The sequence below is a fragment of the Glycomyces dulcitolivorans genome (genome assembly GCF_003265355.1).
In the GTDB taxonomy this organism is placed as follows: domain Bacteria; phylum Actinomycetota; class Actinomycetes; order Mycobacteriales; family Micromonosporaceae; genus Glycomyces; species Glycomyces dulcitolivorans.
The window spans coordinates 11883-30269 of record NZ_QFRW01000329.1; the positions used below are offsets into that span (position 1 = coordinate 11883).

17 protein-coding genes are annotated in these 18387 nt (G+C 69.3%); 8 read left to right on the top strand and 9 right to left on the bottom strand.

Annotation, left to right across the window (positions count from 1 at the left end; genetic code table 11):
- Positions 1 to 6 precede the first annotated feature (6 nt).
- The 4 genes from DI269_RS28490 (at position 7) to DI269_RS25675 (ending at position 1844) form a co-directional block, all read left to right on the top strand.
- Positions 7 to 243 carry a hypothetical protein gene (locus tag DI269_RS28490; protein WP_157975208.1) on the top strand — a complete coding sequence of 79 codons (237 nt, stop codon included), beginning with the start codon at positions 7 to 9 and terminating at the stop codon, positions 241 to 243.
- Positions 206 to 784, top strand: coding sequence for a hypothetical protein (locus DI269_RS25665; protein WP_157975209.1), 579 nt, complete (start codon positions 206 to 208; stop codon positions 782 to 784). Before DI269_RS28490 ends, DI269_RS25665 begins: the two co-directional genes overlap by 38 nt.
- Positions 741 to 1223: a Pycsar system effector family protein gene (locus tag DI269_RS25670; RefSeq protein WP_112141337.1), complete on the top strand. Its 483-nt coding sequence runs from the start codon at positions 741 to 743 to the stop codon at positions 1221 to 1223. Before DI269_RS25665 ends, DI269_RS25670 begins: the two co-directional genes overlap by 44 nt.
- Positions 1224 to 1313: 90 nt before the next feature.
- The gene (locus DI269_RS25675; RefSeq protein ID WP_112141340.1) at positions 1314 to 1844 is read left to right on the top strand and encodes a hypothetical protein; all 531 of its coding nucleotides are present in this window, start codon (positions 1314 to 1316) and stop codon (positions 1842 to 1844) included.
- Here DI269_RS25675 and DI269_RS25680 read toward each other — a convergent pair.
- The 7 genes from DI269_RS25680 to DI269_RS25710 form a co-directional block, all read right to left on the bottom strand.
- The gene (locus tag DI269_RS25680) at positions 1810 to 3810 is read right to left on the bottom strand and encodes a beta-galactosidase (protein ID WP_198667750.1); all 2001 of its coding nucleotides are present in this window, start codon (positions 3808 to 3810) and stop codon (positions 1810 to 1812) included. The genes DI269_RS25675 and DI269_RS25680 overlap by 35 nt on opposite strands.
- Positions 3811 to 3839: 29 nt before the next feature.
- Positions 3840 to 4838 (bottom strand): ABC transporter ATP-binding protein, encoded by a 999-nt coding sequence (locus DI269_RS25685; RefSeq protein ID WP_198667751.1) that lies wholly within the window; start codon positions 4836 to 4838, stop codon positions 3840 to 3842.
- Positions 4835 to 5851 (bottom strand): ABC transporter ATP-binding protein, encoded by a 1017-nt coding sequence (locus tag DI269_RS25690; protein WP_112141344.1) that lies wholly within the window; start codon positions 5849 to 5851, stop codon positions 4835 to 4837. Before DI269_RS25690 ends, DI269_RS25685 begins: the two co-directional genes overlap by 4 nt.
- Positions 5852 to 5858: 7 nt before the next feature.
- Complete coding sequence (locus DI269_RS25695; protein WP_112141346.1) at positions 5859 to 7028, bottom strand: ABC transporter permease; 1170 nt, start codon at positions 7026 to 7028, stop codon at positions 5859 to 5861.
- A 7-nt stretch (positions 7029 to 7035) separates the two neighbouring features.
- Entirely contained in the window at positions 7036 to 8031 is a 996-nt protein-coding gene (locus DI269_RS25700) for an ABC transporter permease (RefSeq protein ID WP_112141348.1), read from the bottom strand.
- A 30-nt stretch (positions 8032 to 8061) separates the two neighbouring features.
- Positions 8062 to 10101: an ABC transporter substrate-binding protein gene (locus DI269_RS25705; RefSeq protein WP_112141350.1), complete on the bottom strand. Its 2040-nt coding sequence runs from the start codon at positions 10099 to 10101 to the stop codon at positions 8062 to 8064.
- Positions 10102 to 10394: 293 nt separating this feature from the next.
- Entirely contained in the window at positions 10395 to 10907 is a 513-nt protein-coding gene (locus tag DI269_RS25710) for a hypothetical protein (RefSeq protein WP_112141352.1), read from the bottom strand.
- Between the two features lie 135 nt (positions 10908 to 11042).
- Between DI269_RS25710 and DI269_RS25715 the strand changes: the two genes are divergently transcribed.
- Entirely contained in the window at positions 11043 to 11498 is a 456-nt protein-coding gene (locus tag DI269_RS25715) for a PH domain-containing protein (RefSeq protein ID WP_112141354.1), read from the top strand.
- Positions 11499 to 11502: 4 nt separating this feature from the next.
- Here DI269_RS25715 and DI269_RS25720 read toward each other — a convergent pair whose 3' ends face one another.
- Together DI269_RS25720 and DI269_RS25725 are read right to left on the bottom strand one after the other, a co-directional pair.
- Positions 11503 to 13563: a LamG domain-containing protein gene (locus DI269_RS25720; protein ID WP_112141356.1), complete on the bottom strand. Its 2061-nt coding sequence runs from the start codon at positions 13561 to 13563 to the stop codon at positions 11503 to 11505.
- A gap of 106 nt (positions 13564 to 13669) precedes the next feature.
- On the bottom strand, positions 13670 to 14581 hold the full coding sequence (locus DI269_RS25725) for a 2-hydroxyacid dehydrogenase (RefSeq protein WP_112141358.1): 912 nt from the start codon (positions 14579 to 14581) through the stop codon (positions 13670 to 13672).
- A 126-nt stretch (positions 14582 to 14707) separates the two neighbouring features.
- Here DI269_RS25725 and DI269_RS25730 point away from each other — a divergent pair, with 126 nt between their 5' ends.
- From DI269_RS25730 to DI269_RS25740, 3 genes are all read left to right on the top strand, one after another.
- Positions 14708 to 15853: a PQQ-dependent sugar dehydrogenase gene (locus tag DI269_RS25730; RefSeq protein WP_198667752.1), complete on the top strand. Its 1146-nt coding sequence runs from the start codon at positions 14708 to 14710 to the stop codon at positions 15851 to 15853.
- Entirely contained in the window at positions 15854 to 17428 is a 1575-nt protein-coding gene (locus DI269_RS25735; protein ID WP_112141362.1) for a metallophosphoesterase family protein, read from the top strand. It begins immediately after the preceding gene.
- 107 nt (positions 17429 to 17535) lie between these two features.
- Positions 17536 to 18372 carry a polyphosphate polymerase domain-containing protein gene (locus tag DI269_RS25740; RefSeq protein ID WP_112141364.1) on the top strand — a complete coding sequence of 279 codons (837 nt, stop codon included), beginning with the start codon at positions 17536 to 17538 and terminating at the stop codon, positions 18370 to 18372.
- The last annotated feature ends 15 nt before the right edge of the window (positions 18373 to 18387 follow it).

Genomic DNA, 18387 nt, shown 5'->3' on the forward strand with positions numbered 1-18387 from the left:
TACATGATGTCGAACCTGGACCTCTACCTCTCCGCCGCAGTCTCCGTCATCTCAGCGGTGGCAATGACAACGCAGGCCTGGCTGCTGTACAGGGCGTCGCGCTACCAGAACCATACCGAACTCATGAAGATCCGCATGGACGAGAAACGCAGCGTCGAACCCTCGCAGTCGCGTGAGACCGCCCCAGAACAGGAACGACCTACAGGTGACCCGAACGCGAACAACCAGGTTCAGCGGATTTAAGCTCATCGAGCTGCTACGGCAGCATGTGCCGCACGATTTCGATCCGGAGGACTTCCTCATCGCAGGGAGCGCCCGATTGTGGGCGGGCGGCATCACTCATCAGCTGTCCGATCTGGATCTCCTGGTGCGGCCCAAGAGCGACACTTGGGAGCGGGCCGTGGAGATCGCCTTCGAGCACTCGCTGGTCTTCGATCACACGGCGCTGCGCACCAGTGCCTACAACGGCGACAAGATCGCCCTCCTCTATGGCGGCCTCATCGAGGTCTGCGAATCCTGGCTCCTGCCGGACAGCGACACCGAAAAACTGCTCAGGACCGCCGATGAGATCGACGGATTGAAGTACTTGACGCTTCCCGAGGTGATCGCCTACAAGCGGTACCTCGACCGCCCGAAGGACCGTGCCGATCTTGCCCATGCCGCGCAATACCTTCGCAAACCCAGCTCAACCGGCAAGTGTGCGATGCTGTTAGCCAGCAATGGAAACACCGGAGGCCGAAATGGGAGCCCCACAGCCCGCGATTTTCGACGCTGCACTCGCTGAAATCCACCGCCAGATCAATCACGCCCGCACCAACGTGACCCATGCGGACACGAAAGCGGCGCTGCTTGCTGCCGGGGCCATCCCGATCACGGCAGTGCTCGTGGCTGCGCCGTCGTTAACCCGACCACTCGGATTGCTGAGCGCCGTCGCCTGGATCGCGGCCGCCTTCATGTTCATCGGGATCAGCATGCTCGGCGCGGTAGTTTGGCCGCGGCTCGCCGGAGGCTCCGGCATCAAGACCGGCGCCCGCAGGCCACCTGATCAGATCATCGAGAATGCCCTTCATGCGTCGTCCAGCCCTGAGAGTCAATTGGAGAACGCCGCCGCGGAACTGGAGTTGTTGGCGACGCTTGCATACGCCAAGTTCCGGAGGATCCAGGCAGCGATCCTGTGCTTTGCCGTTGCTGCTGTGTTCATGCTGGTGGCTGCGGTGGTATGAGCTGTTGGCGGGCTGGGGTTTGCGGTGGGGGGTTAGGGTCGTGGTGTAGCGTGCGGCTGCGACCCCCTCGACTGAATCGGACTCGGTGCCTTGATCGCGGCGTACGTCTCGACGTTCTTGACGGCGTTGTGGTCGGCGTTCGTGCCGGTGACGCCTATTGAGCCGTATCTGATCGCGCTGGCGGCGATGACGGGGTACGGGCCGGTCGGGCTGGGGTTGACTGCGGCGGTGGGGCAGACGATCGGGAAGACCGCGATTTTTCTGGGCGCCCGCGGGGTGTTCAGGTCTGATCGGGTCAAGCGGTGGCTGTACGCGGTGTCCGAGCATCGGAAGCGACGGGTCGGGGACCGGCCGGATTCGCCTCTGCGGCAGCGGGTCAGGGCGCTGGGCAAGCCGTTGCGGGCCGCGGCGGCGAAGTTGACGGCTTTGTTGGAGCGGCCGGCGTTGACGCTTCCTATCTTGTTTTTGAGCGCGTTCGCTGGGCTGCCGCCTCTGCTGGCGACGAGTATTTACATTGCCGGGACGCGCGTCCGGACGCCCACGTTCGTCACGGTTTGTCTTATCGGGCGCGCGGCCCGGTTCATCGTCATTGCTTGTGCGCCTCAGATCTTTCTCGGATGACTACGCCTTGACCGGGTTCCAGGATTGAAGCCTCCGTCCATGGCTTCCCGGTCAGTAGATCCTTGCCAGTGGCTTGCAGTTGCTGGGGTTTTTCCGTGTGGTTGATCGCGAACAGGTAACTGCGGCCGTCTTCGTGGCGGCGGCGGACGAGTTCCAGGCCCTCTGGGACGTCGGTGCTGATGCCGAGGCGGTCGAGGAGGGGGTTGAGGTCGGTCGGGCGGGTTGCGAGGTACCAGACTTCGCCTTGGCCGACATGGCGGTGGAAGATCGCTCCTGTCGACGGGTAGTCGGTGAACGAAGCGACCACGTCGGCATCGAGCGCGTGAGCCGCTTCCGACCAGGTCTGGCCTTCCGTGCCGTCGTCGAGGGCGATCGTCTCGCCTTCAGGGATCGGGACGAACTCCTCCACGCGGACGCCGATCAGGTCGCGGATCGCGCCCGGGAGGCCCGGGCGGACGTGGTCGTTGCGGTCGACGATGCCGGAGTAGGGGCCGATGACCAGGGTGCCGCCGTGCTCGACGTAGTCGCGGAGGTGCGCGTCGGAGTCGAGGAGGTACAGGTGCGGGGCGAAGACGAACTCGTAGCCGCTCAGGTCCCACGCGGGGTTGACGATGTCGGTGGTCACTCCGCGGCGCCACAGGGCAGCGTGCCAGCGGCGCAGTTCCGGGTACGTTGCCATGTCGGCACTGGGTTGGCCCGGTGTCTTTGCCGCCCAAGACGATTCGAAGTCCAGCAGCACCGCTGCTCTCGCGACTACCCGCGAGCCCTTCACCTCCGCGATCTGCTTCAGTTGCGCGCCGAATTCCTTCACTTCCCGGAAGACCTTCGAGTCCTCGCCGCCGTGCGGCAGCATCGCCGAGTGGTAGCGCTCGGCGCCGTATCGCGAAGCGCGCCATTGGAAGTACATCGCGCCCTCGGAACCGCGCGCGACGTAGGAGAGGGAGTGGCGGAGCTGGTCGCCGGGCTTCTTGGCGAAGTAGCCGCGGCGCCAGGCGCTGGAGTTGGCGGCCTGTTCCATGAGGAGCCAAGGGGAGCCGCCGGCGAGGCCGCGGGAGGCGTCGGCGCCGAAGGCGACCTGGGCGGGCCACTCGATGTCGGTGTCGTGCTCGGGGATGAGGTAGTGGTCGGTGGCGACGAGGCGGTTCGGGCCGGTGACGTGGTCGCCCCAGCGGTGGTAGTCGATGCCTGAGAAGTCGCCGGTGACCATGAGGTTCGTGGTGATCGGCTTGTCCGAGGAGTACTTCGCGATCGCGTCGGCCTCGGAGCGGAAGAGCTTGAGGAGCGCGTCGGAGCTGAAGCGCTGCCAGTCGAGGACGAGGCCCGGGTTCGGGGTCTCGGCGCAGATGCGCGGCGGGAGGACCTGGGACCAGGCGGTGTAGGTCTGGGACCAGAACACGGTCCCCCAGGCGTCGTTCAAACCCGCCAGGGAGCCGTGGCGCTCCAGGAGCCAGGCGCGGAACGCGTCCGCCGCGAAGTCGCAGAAGCAGGAGCGGTAGTACTCGTTGCCGACGTGCCACATGGCCAGCGCCGGGTGGCCGGTGTAGCGCTCGGCGAGGCGCGAGGCCATCTCGACGACCGCGTCCCGGAAGGCCGGGGCGTGCGGGCAGTACTCGGCGCGGGCGCCGGAGTTCAGGCGCACGCCTTCGGCGTTGACCGGGAGCGTCTCGGGGTGCGCCTCGGAGAACCACGGCGGCGGGGAGGCGGTGGAGGTCGCGAGGTCGGCCTTGATGCCGGCGTCCGCGAGGAGGTCCATGATCGCGTCGAGCTGCTCGAAGTCCCACTCTCCGGGGCCCGGATTGATTCGGGCCCAGGCGAAGATGTTGACGCTGACGATGTTGACGCCGGCCTCGCGCATGAGGCGGACGTCCTCGTCCCAGACCTCGCGCGGCCACTGCTCGGGGTTGTAGTCGCCGCCGTAGGCGAGGCCCTCGACGGTGGGGATGATGTCGTTGTTCGGGTGTACCACTTCCGGCCCTTCGGTGTTGGACGGCGAGTTCAGGATGGCGCGCCGACGATGCCCTGGAGGTCGAGCTCTTCGCGGCGGACGCAGCGCGTGCCGTGCTCCAGCGGGATCTCGCCGGTGTCGCAGCGGCCCGCCTCGGCGTAGCGGCAGCGGCGGGCGAACGCGCAGCCCGGGGGCGGGTTCGAGGGGTCGGGGAGCTCGTCGGGGAGGAGGATGCGGCCGCCGCGGCCCTTCAAGGCGGGGTCGGGGATCGGGACCGCGGACATGAGCGCCTCGGTGTACGGGTGCCTCGGGGCGTCGTAGAGCGAAGCGGTGTCGGCGAGTTCGACGATGCGGCCGAAGTACATGACGGCGACCCGGTCGGCGAGGTTCTCGACCACCGACAGGTCGTGCGAGATGAACAGGTACGTCAGCCCGAACTCGGCCTGGAGCTCCCTGAGCAGGTTGAGGATCTGCGCCCGCACCGAGACGTCCAATGCGGACACCGGCTCGTCGGCGACCACCAGGCGCGGGTTGACGATCAGGGCACGGGCGATGTTCACGCGCTGGCGCTGGCCGCCGGAGAACGCGTGCGGGTAGCGGTCCATGTAGTCGGGGCTGAGCCCGACGCGGCGCATCATCTCGGCGATGCGGTCCTCCAGCTCCGAGCCGCGCGCCTCGCCGGTCGCGACGAGCGGGTCGCCGATGATCTGGCGCAGCGTGAACCGCGGGTTCAGCGACGAGAACGGATCCTGGAAGACCATGCGGATCTGGCGCCGGTACGGGGCCCGCTCGCGTTCGGGCATCGAGGTGAGGACCTTGCCGTCGAAGATGACGGCGCCGCTCGTGGCCTTCTGGGCGCCGACGATGGTGCGGCCCAGCGTGGTCTTGCCGCAGCCGGACTCCCCCACCAGCGCCAGGGTCTCCCCCGGCACCAGGGCGAGGTCGACGCCGGAGACGGCGTGGTTCTCGACCGTGGTGCGCCCGAGCAGGTTGCGGCGCACCGGGAATCGGACGTGGAGGTCGCGGACCTCCAGGATCGGTTCGATCATGCCTTCGCCCCTTCGGTCTCGTAGAGCACGCATTCGGCGGTCCGGCCGCCGCCGAAGTTCACTTCGGGCGGTGCGTCGACGTCGCACTTCCCGGCGATGGCCTCGGCGCAGCGGGGGTGGAACGAGCAGCCGCTCGGCCGGTGGAGCGGGTTCGGGACCGCGCCGGGGATGGTCGGCAGGTCGCGGCGCCGGTCGCGGCCGAGGACCGGGACGGAGGCCAGGAGCGCCTTCGTGTACGGGTGCTTGGGATCGGCGAAGATCTCGTCCACGGGGGCGCGCTCGACGACGCGGCCGAGGTACATGACCGCGACCTCGTCGGCGAGTTCGGCGACGACGCCGAGGTCGTGGGTGATGAACATGACCGCCATGCGGTGCTCGGCCTGGAGCGAGCGGATGAGGTCGAGGATGCGCGCCTGCGTCGTCACGTCCAGGGCCGTGGTCGGCTCGTCGGCGATGAGCAGGGACGGGTTGGCGCACAGGGCGATCGCGATCATGGCGCGCTGGCACATGCCGCCCGACAGCTGGAACGGGTAGGCGTCGATGCGCCGCTGCGGGTCGGGGATGCCGACCGAGTCGAGCAGCTCGACGGCCCTGGCGCGGGCGGCTCGCTTGTCGAGTCCGGTGTGGATGCGGAGGGTCTCGATGAGCTGCGCGCCGATGGTGCGCAGCTGCAGGAGCGACGCGGCGGGCTCCTGGAATATCATGCCGATGTCGCCGCCGCGCAGCCTCTGGAGGCGTTTGTCGCGCGGGTCGAGGGAGAGGATGTCGAACGGCGCGCCGTCGCCGTGCCAGGTGATCGTGCCGGCGTCGATCGAGCCGGAGTCCTCGACCAGACGCAGGATCGAGCGAGCGGTCACGGACTTGCCGCAGCCCGATTCGCCGACGACGCAGAGGGTCTTGCCGGCGTGGACTTCGAGGTCGACGCCGTCGACGGCGCGGACCCTCCCGTCGAAGGTGTCGAAGCCGGTGTGCAGCCCCGAGATCTCCAGCAGCGGTCGTGAAGGTTGCTCCATTGCTCACCTAGTGCTTGTAGGGGTCGGCGGCATCGCGCAGGCCGTCGCCGACGAAGTTGAACGCGAGGACCACCAGGACGACGCAGGCACCCGGGATGAGCAGCCACGGCGCTCCTGAAAGGACGCTCCACTTGCTGGCGTCCTGGAGCTGCACGCCCCAGGAGACGGCCGGCGGGCGCAGGCCCATGCCGAGCCACGACAGGGCGGTCTCGGCGAGGATCATGCCCGGGATCGACAGGCTCAGCGCCGCGATGATGTGCGAGGAGAACGAGGGCAGCATGTGCCGGAACATGACCCGCGCGTGGCTGGAGCCGTCGAGGCGCGCCGAGGTCACGAACTCCTCCGAGCGCAGGGCGAGGAACCGCCCGCGCACCTCTCTGGCGAGGCCGGTCCACGCCACCAGCGCGAGGATCGTCGTGATGATGAAGTACCTGGCGACGGGCCCCATCTGGGCCGGGAGCGCGGCGGCGAGGCCGAGCCACAGCGGGATCGACGGGACGGCCATGATCAGCTCGATGATGCGCTGCACGACGTTGTCGATCCAGCCGCCGAAGTAGCCGGAGACGGCGCCGAGGACGATGCCGAGCAGGAACGCCAGCATGACGCCGATGATGCCGACCGAGGCCGAGACGCGGGTGGCGTACACGAGCTGGCTGAGCAGGTCCTGGCCGTCGGTGGTGGTCCCGAACAGGTACATCGGGTCGCCTGAGTCCTTGGGGCCGATGAGGTGCCGGTCCATGGGGATGAGGCCGAAGAGTTCGTACTCCTCGCCCTTGACGAAGAGGCCGACGTCGACGCGGTCCTCGGGGTTGGGCTCGTACGTGATCCGCAGCGAGCGCGGGTCCTGTGTGGACGTGTAGCCGTCGACGTGGAGGCCGAAGCGGAACCCGTCGGGGCCGTCGGTGTCCCAGAGCTTGAGGACCTGCGGCGGGGCCGTGGTGTACTCGGAGTCGCGGTGGCGGTCGCCGAACGGGGCCACGAACTCGCACAGGGCGATCACGATGAGCATCGCGGCGAGGAGCCAGGCCGAGACGAGCGCGAGCCGGTGCTTCTTGAAGGCCCACCAGACGAGTTTCCGCTGGGAGGCGCGAGTGCGCTGGAGTTCGCTCGGACTGGGCGTCATGCCGGTGGGTTCGAGGCCTTCTCCGTCGTTCAGAGGCACGGTTTTCAGGCTCATGCGCGGCTCACCTCTGGTGTCCGAGTCGGATGCGGGGGTCGAGCCAGCCGAGGAGCAGGTCCGAGATGAGCGTGCCGATGACGGTGACGACGCTGAGGACCATGATCACCGACCCGGCCAGGTACATGTCCTGGGATTTCAACGAGCCCAGCAGGATCGGGCCGAGCGTCGGCAGGCTCAGGATCTGGCCGACGACGATGTCGCCGACCAGGAGCAGCGGCAGGACCCAGCCGATCGTGGACACGAACGGGTTGAGCGCCACGCGCAGCGGGTAGCGGCGCAGCAGGGCGCCCTCGGGGACGCCGCGGGCGCGCGCGGCCGTGACGTACGGGCGCCGCAGCTCGTCGAGGAGGTTGTTGCGGATGATCCGCACCAGCCCCGCCACGCCGCCGGTGCCGATGACGATCATCGGAATCCACAAGTGCCCCAACAGGTCGAGGAGCTTGCCGAGGTTCCAGGCGGCGTCGCACCACTCCGGCGAGCAGAGCCCGGAGGGGACGGAGCCGAACCAGGTGACGCTGAAGTAGATGAACACCAGCGCGATCAGGAAGTTCGGGGTGGCCAGGCCCAGGAAGCCCACAGTGGTGACGGCGTAGTCGCCGGCCGAGTGCTGCTTGACCGCCGAGTAGACGCCGATCGGGAACGCCAGCGCCCACGTCACCAGGAGCGTGATGAGCGAGACCGCGATGGTCCAGCCCAGGCGCGGGGCGATGACCTCCTCGACCGGCTTCGAGTGCTCGAAGGACATCCCGAGGTCGCCGTGGAGGACGATCTGGGTGATCCAGTGCCAGTACTGCTGGAGCAGGTTCCCGTCGAGGCCGTAGCGCATGCGCAGGTTCGCGACGTCGGCTTCGGTGAGGCCCTGGCCCATGACGTTGTACTTGGCCTGGAGCGCGGTCACGTAGTCGCCCGGGGGCAGGCTGATGATGACGAACACCATCAGCGAGATCGCGAGCAGCGTGGCCGCCATGTAGAGCGTGCGGCGGCCCAGGTATCGCACCACTGTGGACTCCCTATTCCGTTGCGGCCCTGGTTATTCCGACTCCAGCCACCACTGCTCGGGGGCGGCGGGCCCGGGGGTCCCGTAGGAGGGGTTCTCCGGCATGGGGCCGCCGAAGTTGCGCAGGCGCTTGGAGGCGATGGCCCACGAGCCCTGGCCGCGGACGGTGCCGATGGCGTAGAACTGCTCCTTGGCGACGGCGAGGATCTGCGTGAAGATCTCGGCGCGGGCCGCCTCGTCGGCCTCGGCGAGGAACTGGTCGTACAGGTCGTGCTGCTGGACGACGTGCGCGGGCGGGGCTTCGAGCATCTCGGCGTCCTGGGCGCCGTTGAGGGTGTAGTGCGCCGACCACTGGCGGGCGAAGAGCGCGCCGCCGCTGGGTCCGGCGGGCATGTACCACTGGACGGCGGTGGTCTCGTCGATGTAGCCGCCGTCGCCGGTCCACACAGTGAGGTCGTAGGCGTTCTCGTCGATGCCGGCCTGCCAGTTCTCGCGCGGCTGGCCGTTGACGTGGAGGGTGACGCCGACGGCGGCCCACATGTCCTTGATCATGTCGAGGCCGTCGAGCCAGACGGTGCCGAGGAGGGCGTCGTCGGCGACGGAGGCGGTGAACTCCAGGCGGGTGCCGTCGGCCGAGGTCCGCACGCCGTCGGAGCCGAGGGCGTACCCGGCGGCGTCCAGAGTGGACGCGGCGAGGTCGGGGTCGAACTCGGTGTACTGGGTGGCGAACGCCTCGTCGTAGAAGTCCGACTCGGGGCGCGGGGCGGCCTGGGTGGGCTCGCCGACGCGGTTCCACAGGACGTCGATGAGCTCCTGGCGGTCGATCGCGTGCGACATGGCGATGCGGAACTGCTTGTCCTGGAAGACCTTCCGCAGTTTCGCGTCGGCGTGGTTGAGGTTGAAGGCGATGTTCATGTCGCTCGAATAGGTGCCTTCGAGGTCGATGATGGTGTAGCCGCCGGCCTCCTCGCCGTCGACGGCGTCGGCGCGGTGGGCGTTGTCGTTGAAGTGGCGCGAGTGGAACTCGTAGTCGCCGTTGACGGCGTGGGCGAACATCGTCTCGACGTCGGCGATGATGTTGTAGCGGACCTCGTCGAGGTACGGGAGCTGGCTGCCGTCCTCGTCGACCTTCCAGTAGTACGGGTTGCGCTCGAAGAGGGCGTAGTCGGCGTCGGAGACCGGCTTCTTGCAGATCCACGGCAGCAGGGTCGGCAGCTCCGGGTTCTCCCACTGGAAGTTCCACAGGTTGCCCAGGGCGGTGAAGCGCGAGACCCAGCCGTCGTAGCCCTCGGCGACGGCCTCGTCCTGCGCGGCCGGGTTGTAGGTGGGGTGGAACTGCTCCAGGTAGTGGCGGGGGTACATGGTGAAGCGCTGGCCGGCGACGCCGGCGGCCATGTCGTCGCGGAAGAGCGGCTTGGGCCCGGAGAAGCGGACGATGAAGGTGAAGTCGTCGACCACTTCGAGTTCGGCGGGGGTGCCGTCGAGGCTGGTGAGCTCGGTCGGCATGGCGGTGGTGAGCTCGGTGTTGAGGTTGACGTCGGCGTAGGCGAACTCGACGTCCGAAGTGGTCAGCGGGGTCCCGTCGGACCACTTGACGCCTTCGCGGAGGGTGATGGTGAACTCCGAGGCGTCGGCGTTGGCCTCGAACGCGGAGGCGACGTTCATGCGGATCTCGCTCCAGTCGCGGGAGCGTTCGAGGAGGTGGCCGTCGTTGACGGTGCGCCACAGCCAGGGGCCGTCGGAGGGGCCGGTGATGGCGGTGTTCCAGGTGCCGCCGTAGGCGCCCATTTCGTCGGTGGCCTTGACGACGAGGGGCTCCTTGGGGAGGCGCTCCTCGACCGGCGGGAGGTCGCCGGCCTCGACGCGCTCGGCGAGCATGGGGGCCTCGGGGCCCTTGTCGCCGCCGGCGCCTTCGCCTTCGGGGTCGGTGGAGAAGAAGCTGCATCCGGCGGCGGAGGCGGTGATCGCGGCGCCGCCGGAGAGGACGAGGCCGCGGCGGGTGAGGGTGGGGTCCCACTGGAATTCGGATCGCTGGTTGCCCGCGGGGGTGCGGGCGGGCTGCTGAGTGCTCATCGGTGAGCGCTCCTTCCGTGGTCGCGCAGTGCACATGAAGGGGGTGTGACGGGGCCCTGCACGACCCCGCCTCATGCCAAAAAGTTTTGGCGAACTTCCGGAAACACTCCGAAAACTTTCGGTGATAGCGGTGAGACTACGGCAACACCAAAACAGCGTCAAGGCAGGTAAGTCGCCGCAAAGGTCACGATCAGATCACGAATGGCAATCGTATTCCGCCTCAGAGCTACTGAAAAGTTTCGGAAGTTTCGAAAATGGAGTACGTTTGCCGCCAGTGACGTCGGTCAATACCATCAGGCGCCTTCGCGGCGCGGCGACAGACCGCGGCGGTACCCCTCCCAGAGGCTCCGCATGACGAAGATCTTCTCGTCGAGCTCGTCGTCGGCCGAGAGCGCGCGGCCCGAGTACGGGGCCTGGAGCCGCCACGGCTTCTGGGACGGGTCGACCAGGTACACGACCGGCACGGTGCGCCCGGCGCGCCGCTCGGCGCGGATGTCGGCGACCTCGGTCCACGCCGCGTACCGCTCGTTTCGCGGACTCCCTTGGGGCCCTTGGGACTCCAGCGGGTGGATGCCGCGCTCGTCGAGGACGACGCCGTGCTTGCGGGCCCCGGCGTAGGCGACCGCGAGGGCCACCGCGGCGGCGACGAGCACGAGGACGCCGAGGGTGAGGTGGTACCAGTGGCCGACGGCGAGCATGTACAGGACGGCGGGGACCAGCGCGACCAGGGCGGAGACGCCGCCGAGGAACAGGGCGCGGCCGATGACCTGTCGCGTCGTCGGACGGAATGTGATCTTGACGGCCACACTCACCCCCACCAGGCTCGTTCCGCTGCCGATGAGCTGATCGTGCCACGTCCGACGCGCACGTCAAGCGACAATCGGACAGAAACCGGACCGCCACCCCGCGGCCCCCGGGCCCGGGTGTGTCAATCTGGACGCATGACGTCCGCAGACTCCCCGCTCCCCACCCGCCGCCTGCGGGTCCGCCGCTCCGCGGCGTTCACCGGCGCGGCCTTCGTCGCCTGGCTCACGGTCGCCCCGCTCGCGTTGGCGCTCATCGTCGAGCAGCCCCTCTGGAGCGCCCTCTCGGTGCCCCTCGGAGTCGTCCTGCTCTTCATCCCCCTCGGCGTCTCCATGTGGGCCTGGCGCTCCGGCGTCGACGTCACCACCGACGGCCTCACCGTCCGCGGCATGTTCACCACCCGCGAGATCCCCTGGCGCCACATCGACGGCTTCGCCACCGGCAACGAAGGCGTCCAGGCGATACTCGCCGACCAGTCCCAGATCAAACTCGACCCCCTCAAGCCCGAAAACCTCCCCCAGGTCCTGGAGATCGGCGGCCAGGAGCTGCTGCGCGAGGACGAGACAGCCCCCGACCCGAAGGCCGGGGGCTGAGGGCTCAGTCCTCGATTACCGGCGGTTCGTCGTCACCGCAACCGACGTCACCGGGATTGGGCGGGAAGGGCGTCGTCTGGGACGCATACTCGGCGATCGTCTCCGCGTCGAGCACACCGGAGACAGCGCGAACCTGATCGATGAAGCCGGAGAACGGGTCCACGCCGGCACCGGTCGCTCCTACGGAGAAGGCCCCGTCCGCAGGCCACGGGCTCGACGGACCGGCCGAGGCGCCGGAGAGGACGCCGTCCACATAGAGCGCAACCGAGTTCGCGCGGATGTCGTACACCACGGCCAGGTGATACCAGCGCTCGGCGACGGCGGGAGCGCTTGCGACCGCTTGGACGACGCTTGCATCCGCGGCGTCGCTCTCATGCGATTCGAGGACCCAGGTTCCGGTCGCAGGTTCAAAGGCCAGCTCGAATGCGGAAGCGGCCGTCCCGGACTGCGCCAGAATCGTGCGGCGCGCCGAAAGGTCGTCGGGCCTGACCCACACCGTGGCGCTGAACGACTCATCGGTGCGGAACGGCGCGAGCGCCGTGCCGTAGACCGGCGAGTCCGGGTCCACCTCCAGGGACATTTCACAAGCACCCCAGCGGTTGATGTTGTACACGGGCGCACCGTTGAAGACCATGTCGCGATCACCGACTCCGTCCGTCCCGCCGAGGTTCTCGCTGAAGTCCCAGAAGGCGACCGTCTCGACGGCGGTACCGGTGATCTCCTCGGCCGTCGCGATGCCGCGCCAGAGCCGGACCTGCGAGATCGCTCCCTCCCAGGGCTGCTTCGGACCGTCGGCGGCTTCGCGATTGCAGCCGACGGTGAGGGTCGAGGCGCGGGCGACCTCGTGGTCGACCGCGGCTTCGGTGGCGACGCCGTTGACGACGAGGGTCGCCGTCGAGGTGACTGCGTCGTACACGGCCGCCAGGTGCGTCCACTCGGCGACCGCGGCGTCCGCGGAGAGGACGGTCCTGTCCGTGCCGTCGCTGAGCACGAACTGCCAGGTGCCTGCGCTCGCGTTGTACTTCAGGCGCACCGTGCGTCCGTCGCCGCCGCGGAGGTTGAGGACGGTCGGTCCGTCTGAGGAGACAGCATCGAGCCGGACCCAGGCCGAGGCGGTGAAGGAGTCGTCGGTGCGGATAGCGGCGTCGGCAGAGAGGCATTCGGTGCCGTCGAGGGTGACGGCGCTGTCGGCGCGGTTGAACTGGTCCGCGGACCAGGCGGGTGCGGCCGGTCCGTCGAGGGCGGCCGCGCGACCGCTCGCGTCGAGGAGGTCGCTTCGCAGCGGCCACCAGGCCTGCGCGGCCGCCGGCAGGTGGTCGCCGGCGGCGAGCTCGCCGATGCGAGCCGGGGTGAACACCTTCGGTGCGACCACGAGGTCGTCGATCGCGCCGGTGAAGGCCGCCGGGGCGGCGGCTGCGGGGTCGGTGCAGCCTACGGTGACGATGCCGTCGGCGTCCCAGGGCTGCAGTGTGAACGACGCTGAAGCGGCCACCTGGCCGTCGATGTAGATCCGCAGCTGCTGTGCGGGCAGGTCGTACGCGGCCGCGAGGTGGTGCCATTCCCCCGCCGCCGTGGCGGGCGCGGCGACGGTGTTCCAGGCGGCTCCTGCGGCGCGGGTCTTCGCGGTCGAGAACTGCCAGGACGCCGTCTCGGCATCCCAGCCGAAGGTGAACGCCGGTCCGTTCGGCCCGCGCTGGGAGAGCACGGTCTGGTCGGCGTCGCCGAAGGCGTCCGGTCGGACCCAGGCCGCGACGGTGAAGCTGTCGAGGGTGTTGACGGCGGGCGCGTCGCTCACCGCGCAACCGGAGGCGGTGCCGTCGGCGAGGAGCGCCGATTCGGAGCGGCCAATGCGGTCCGCGGTGAACGCGAGTCCGGCGGCAGCATCGAGATGCGCGCCGGCGGTGGCGTCATCAAGGCCGTCGCCCTCGAAACGCCAGGTGGCGACGGGTACGGGAACGGGATCGTAGGTCTGCGCCGCGGCGGGGACGGCGAAGGCGGCGACTGCGAGGGGTATCGCGGCCGCCGCACCGAGCGCCGCGCGGACGCGGTCGGGTGCAGGGGACATGGGGGTCCTCTCGGGGAAGGGGAGCCGCCGCGGTCGGAACCGCCACGGTCGGCGATCAAGACTCTACAGTGGCTGGAGTTCCCTGTGGGGCCCCGAAATCGGAGCGCTAGTAGCCGTCGGCGACGACGTTCTCCAGGGGTTCTCCTGCTGCGGCCCTGCGGATCTGGGGGCCTACGGGGGCATAGGCGCGGTCGAGGGTGCCGTCTACTGAGGCGCCCGCGTGGGGGGTGATGAGGGCGCCTTCGAGGTCCCACAGGGGGTGGCCCGGCGGGAGGGGTTCGGGGTCGACGACGTCGATCGCGCAGCGGAGGCGGCCGGAGGCGACTTCGGCGACGAGGGCGTCGGTGTCGACGATCGGGCCGCGGGCGGCGTTGACCAGGAGGGCGCCGTCCTTCATGCGGGACAGGAACTTCGCGTCGACGAGGCCGCGGGTCTCGTCGGTGAGCGGGAGGATCAGGACCACGATGTCGAACTCGGGCAGCAGGGTCTCGACCGCGGCGATGGGGTGGACGCCGGGGCGTTCGCGGCGGGCGACCTTCTCGACCTCGACGCCGAGCGCGGTGAGCACGTCGGCGACCTTCTCGCCGATGTCGCCCGCGCCGACGATCAAGGCGCGCTTGCCGACCGCGGTGGTGGTCCACTCGACGCGCCACTCGTGGCGGGACTGCTGGCGGGCGAAGAGGTCGAAGCCGCGCATGGACGCGATGACCGCGCCGACGGTCCACTCCGCGGTGACGCCGGTGTGGACGCCGCGCGCGTCGCACAGGGTCACGTTCGAGGGGACGACCGGGACCCAGACTTCGGCGCCCGCGCTCAAGAGCTGGATCGTCTTGAGGGAGGCCATGTCCTTGAGCGGGGTGGTGACCTTCGACTGGGCGAGGAACGGCGGGACCCAGAAGTCGACCGAAGCGGGGTCAGAGGGGTAGCCCGACTTACCGTCGTAGACCTCGACCTCGACGTCCGCGGGGAGGTCGCCCAGCAGGGCGCGGCCTTGTTCGTGCGCGATCCAGACTTTCACAGGTCCCGAGCGTAGTCGAAGCAATCGTTTGCGCCGAGCCGGTGTAAACGCCGCCGGATCGGGGATCCCCGGCCGGTGAAAAGCGGCATCACTCGCCTGTCATCCCTTCCCTATATGGTTGGGCCCATGCGCAGGTTGCTCCCGGCCGCGGCTGCGGCCGCCGCCGCACTGTCCCTCGCCTCGTGCTCGTTCGGCGAGCCGCCCGAGCCCGAGTCCGGCCAGCCGCCGAACCTGCCGACCCCCTCGGGCGCACCCGAGAGCCCGGCGACGTTCATGGACGTCGTCGCCGAAGGGCTCGAAGTGCCCTGGGGCCTCGACTTCCTCCCCGACGGCTCCGCGATCGTCGGCGAGCGGAGCGGCCGCATCCTCCAGATCCCCGTCGCCGAGGACGGCACCACCGGCGCCCCCGAAGAGCTGCTCCAGGTCGATGTGGACGACGCCGGCGAAGGCGGCCTGCTCGGCATCGCCGTCTCCCCCGGGTACGCCGAAGACCACTCGGTATACCTCTACTACACGACCGGCGAGGACAACCGCATCGCCCGCATCGACCCGACCACCGACGCGGCGCCCGAACCCGTCCTCACCGGCATCCCCTCCGGGGAGAACCACAACGGCGGCGCGCTCGAATTCGGCCCCGACGGGTTCCTGTACGCCGCGACCGGCGACGCCGGGAACGGCGACACCGCGCAGGACCCGGACTCCTTGGGCGGCAAGATCCTCCGGATCACCGCGGCCGGCGAGCCCGCCGAGGGCAACCCCGACGCCGACTCCCCCGTCTACTCGCTCGGGCACCGCAACATCGAGGGCCTCGCCTGGAGCGGCACCGGCGCCCTGTACGCCACCGAGTTCGGGCAGGACGTGGCCGACGAGGTCAACCTGATCGAGCCCGGCGCCAACTACGGCTGGCCCTACTACGAGGGCCCCGGAAACGACCCGGCCTACCGCGACCCGGTCGTCTCGTGGGAGCCGTTCGAGGCCTCCTGCGCCGGAGCCGTGTTCCTGGAGGACTCGCTCGTCACCGCGTGCCTGCGCGGGCAGCGGCTGTGGATCGTCCCCTTCGACCAGTCCGGCGCCGCCGGCGAGCCGCAAGCGGCCGTCGTCGGCGAGTTCGGTCGACTACGATCGGTCGCCATGGGCCCCGACGGGATGCTGTGGGTGACGACCTCCAACCGCGACGGCCGCTGCGTCGAAGAGCGCGGGTGCACCGCGAACGAGGCCGACGACCGCATCATCCGCTTCTCCACCAGCTACGCCGCCCAAGGGAGGGTCTAGATGAACGACCGGTCCGGCTACGCCCGCCGCCTCCGCGACGCCGCCCGCCCGCAGCTGCGGAGGGCGAGATCCCTGTGGCGCAAGGCGAGAGCGGGCTGGTCGCGCTTCCGGCAGTCCCCCAGGGCGCAGAAGGCCGGCGTCGCCGCCGCGATCGTGCTGCTCGGCACCGGGGCCGCCGCCGCGGGCCTGGCGCTCGTGGGCGGCACCAGCGCCGACATCGGGCCGTTCGACACCACCGTGGCCCTGCACCCCGACGTGAACGGCGAGACCGTCGTGAACATCCCGCCCCTGGGCGACATCGTGTTCGACAGCCACGACGGCCCCATCGGCCTGAACCTGTCGCTCGACTCGATCGACCCGGTCAAGGCGCAGCTCATCATGAACACCCCCGACGGTTTCACGATCGCCGCGCAGAACCTCGCCTCCGACGTCACCGACGCCGTCATCCGCGTCGTGGTCGAGGCGCTCGCGATCGTGACCCTGTGCGGGCTCCTCGTCGGCGCCCTCGCGTTCCGGAACATGCGCCGCGCGCTGCTCACCGGGATCACCTCGCTCGCCGTCACCGGCGCGCTCGTCGGCTTCGCCGCGGGCACGCTGCGGCCCGAGTCGATCTCGCAGCCGCGCTACGAGGGCCTGCTCACCTACGCGCCCAGCGTGGTCGGCAGCGCCGAGAACATCGCGGAGAACTACGAGGAGTACGTCGGCGACCTCCAGCAGATCGTCACGAACATCTCCGGGTTCTACACGCTCGCGATGGACATGCCGCAGGTCGGCATCCAGGACAACTCGATCCGGGTCCTCCACGTCTCCGACCTGCACCTGAACCCGAACGCCTGGCACCTCATGGAGACCGTCGTCGGCCAGTTCGACATCGACGCGGTCGCCGACACCGGCGACATGAACGACTGGGGCTCCGAGCAGGAGGCCGAGATCTTCTCGCAGGGCGTCGCGCAGATCGACGCGCCGTACGTGTTCGTCAAGGGCAACCACGACTCCGCCACCACGGTCGCCGCCCTGTCTGCGTACGACAACGTGACGATCCTCGACGGCGAGGTCCAGGAGATCGCCGGGCTCCGCTTCGCCGGGGTCGCCGACCCCACGTTCACGCCCGACAAGGGCAGCCTGCCCGACAGCGAGTACGTGGCGCAGATGCTCACCGAGTCCGGGGAGCGCCTCGCGGGCGCGATCGAGGAGGCCGGCGGCGCCGACCTCGCGATGGTCCACGAGCCGCCGATGGCCGACCCGCTCGCGGGCGTCGTGCCGCTGGTCCTGGCCGGGCACATGCACGAGCGGTCGGTCGAGGACCTCGGCGAGGGCACCACGCTCATGGTCGAGGGCTCCACGGGCGCGGCCGGGCTGCGCCACTTCACGTCCTCCTCGACCATGAAGATGGAGATGGACGTCCTGTACTTCGACCCGGTCACCAAGGCGCTCACCGCCTACGACTCGATCTCGGTCGGCGCCGGGGACGAGACGGACGTGACCCTCGACCGGACCGTGATCCCCACGGAGGAGCAGGTCGAGGGCGACCAGCTGCAAGGCGGCACGGAGTCCACTGCACCGCAACAGGACTGAGAAGCCGTTCATTTCCCGTCGATCTTGAGCTGGTCTTGAGTTAACCCAGAGTTCAAAATCAGTTCGGGCGGTTTGACTCATTGCGTTCCCTAGCGACAAGGAGCGCCATGACCGAACCGAGCCCCGACGCGGGCCACCTGCGCCGCACCGCCAGCGCACTGCACTCGTTCAACCGCTTCGAGATCAAGTACCTGCTGTCGTACGACGAGGTCCCGCGGCTCCGCGAGGAGCTGGCCGCCCGCATGGAGGCCGACCCGTTCACCGTGCGCGGCGGCTACCCGGTCGCGAGCCTGTACTACGACTCCGCCTCGCTGCGGTACTACTGGGAGAAGATCGAGGGCCTGCGGTTCCGCCGCAAGGTCCGCGTCCGCGCCTACGGCGAGCGGCACGACCTCCAGGACGACACCCCCGTCTACCTGGAGATCAAGCAGCGGGTCAACCGGGTCACGCAGAAGCGGCGCGTCAAGGTGCCGTACCTGCTGGCCCGCAGGCTGTGCGACGAAGCGGTCCTCGTCGACCACCTCCCCGAGCAGCGGCCGTTCCTCGAAGAGGTCCTCGGCCTGGTCGAGGGGCACGGCCTGCGCCCGACCGCGATCACCGCGTACAACCGCGAGGCGTACCTCGGCTCGGACGCCGACCTGGGCCTGCGGGTCACCATCGACCACCGGGTGCGGGGGCGCGACCGGGACTTCCACCTGGGCGCCGAGGTCGAGAACCGCCTGATCATCCCGCCGCACAAGGCGATCGTCGAGGTCAAGGCCAACGAGCGGGTCCCGTACTGGGTCACCGACATGGCCGCGCGCCTGGGCATGTCCGTCGTGCGGATCTCCAAGTACTGCCAGAGCATCGAAGCGCACGGCCTCGCGCCGCGCTCGGTGTTCCACGTCCCCACCGAGGACGACTACTCGGTCCATTCCAAGAACGAAGCTGCCGCTTCCGTCTAGCCCGAACCAAGAAAG

Excerpts from the sequence above, each read along its gene's own strand:
- DI269_RS28490 (WP_157975208.1), top strand. The coding sequence starts at position 7 with ATGTCGAACCTGGACCTCTACCTCTCCGCCGCAGTCTCCGTCATCTCA.
- DI269_RS25670 (WP_112141337.1), top strand. The coding sequence starts at position 741 with ATGGGAGCCCCACAGCCCGCGATTTTCGACGCTGCACTCGCTGAAATC.
- DI269_RS25685 (WP_198667751.1), bottom strand. The coding sequence starts at position 4,838 with ATGATCGAACCGATCCTGGAGGTCCGCGACCTCCACGTCCGATTCCCG.
- DI269_RS25690 (WP_112141344.1), bottom strand. The coding sequence starts at position 5,851 with ATGGAGCAACCTTCACGACCGCTGCTGGAGATCTCGGGGCTGCACACC.
- DI269_RS25695 (WP_112141346.1), bottom strand. The coding sequence starts at position 7,028 with ATGAGCCTGAAAACCGTGCCTCTGAACGACGGAGAAGGCCTCGAACCC.
- DI269_RS25705 (WP_112141350.1), bottom strand. The coding sequence starts at position 10,101 with ATGAGCACTCAGCAGCCCGCCCGCACCCCCGCGGGCAACCAGCGATCC.
- DI269_RS25715 (WP_112141354.1), top strand. The coding sequence starts at position 11,043 with ATGACGTCCGCAGACTCCCCGCTCCCCACCCGCCGCCTGCGGGTCCGC.
- DI269_RS25720 (WP_112141356.1), bottom strand. The coding sequence starts at position 13,563 with ATGTCCCCTGCACCCGACCGCGTCCGCGCGGCGCTCGGTGCGGCGGCC.
- DI269_RS25730 (WP_198667752.1), top strand. The coding sequence starts at position 14,708 with ATGCGCAGGTTGCTCCCGGCCGCGGCTGCGGCCGCCGCCGCACTGTCC.
- DI269_RS25735 (WP_112141362.1), top strand. The coding sequence starts at position 15,854 with ATGAACGACCGGTCCGGCTACGCCCGCCGCCTCCGCGACGCCGCCCGC.
- DI269_RS25740 (WP_112141364.1), top strand. The coding sequence starts at position 17,536 with ATGACCGAACCGAGCCCCGACGCGGGCCACCTGCGCCGCACCGCCAGC.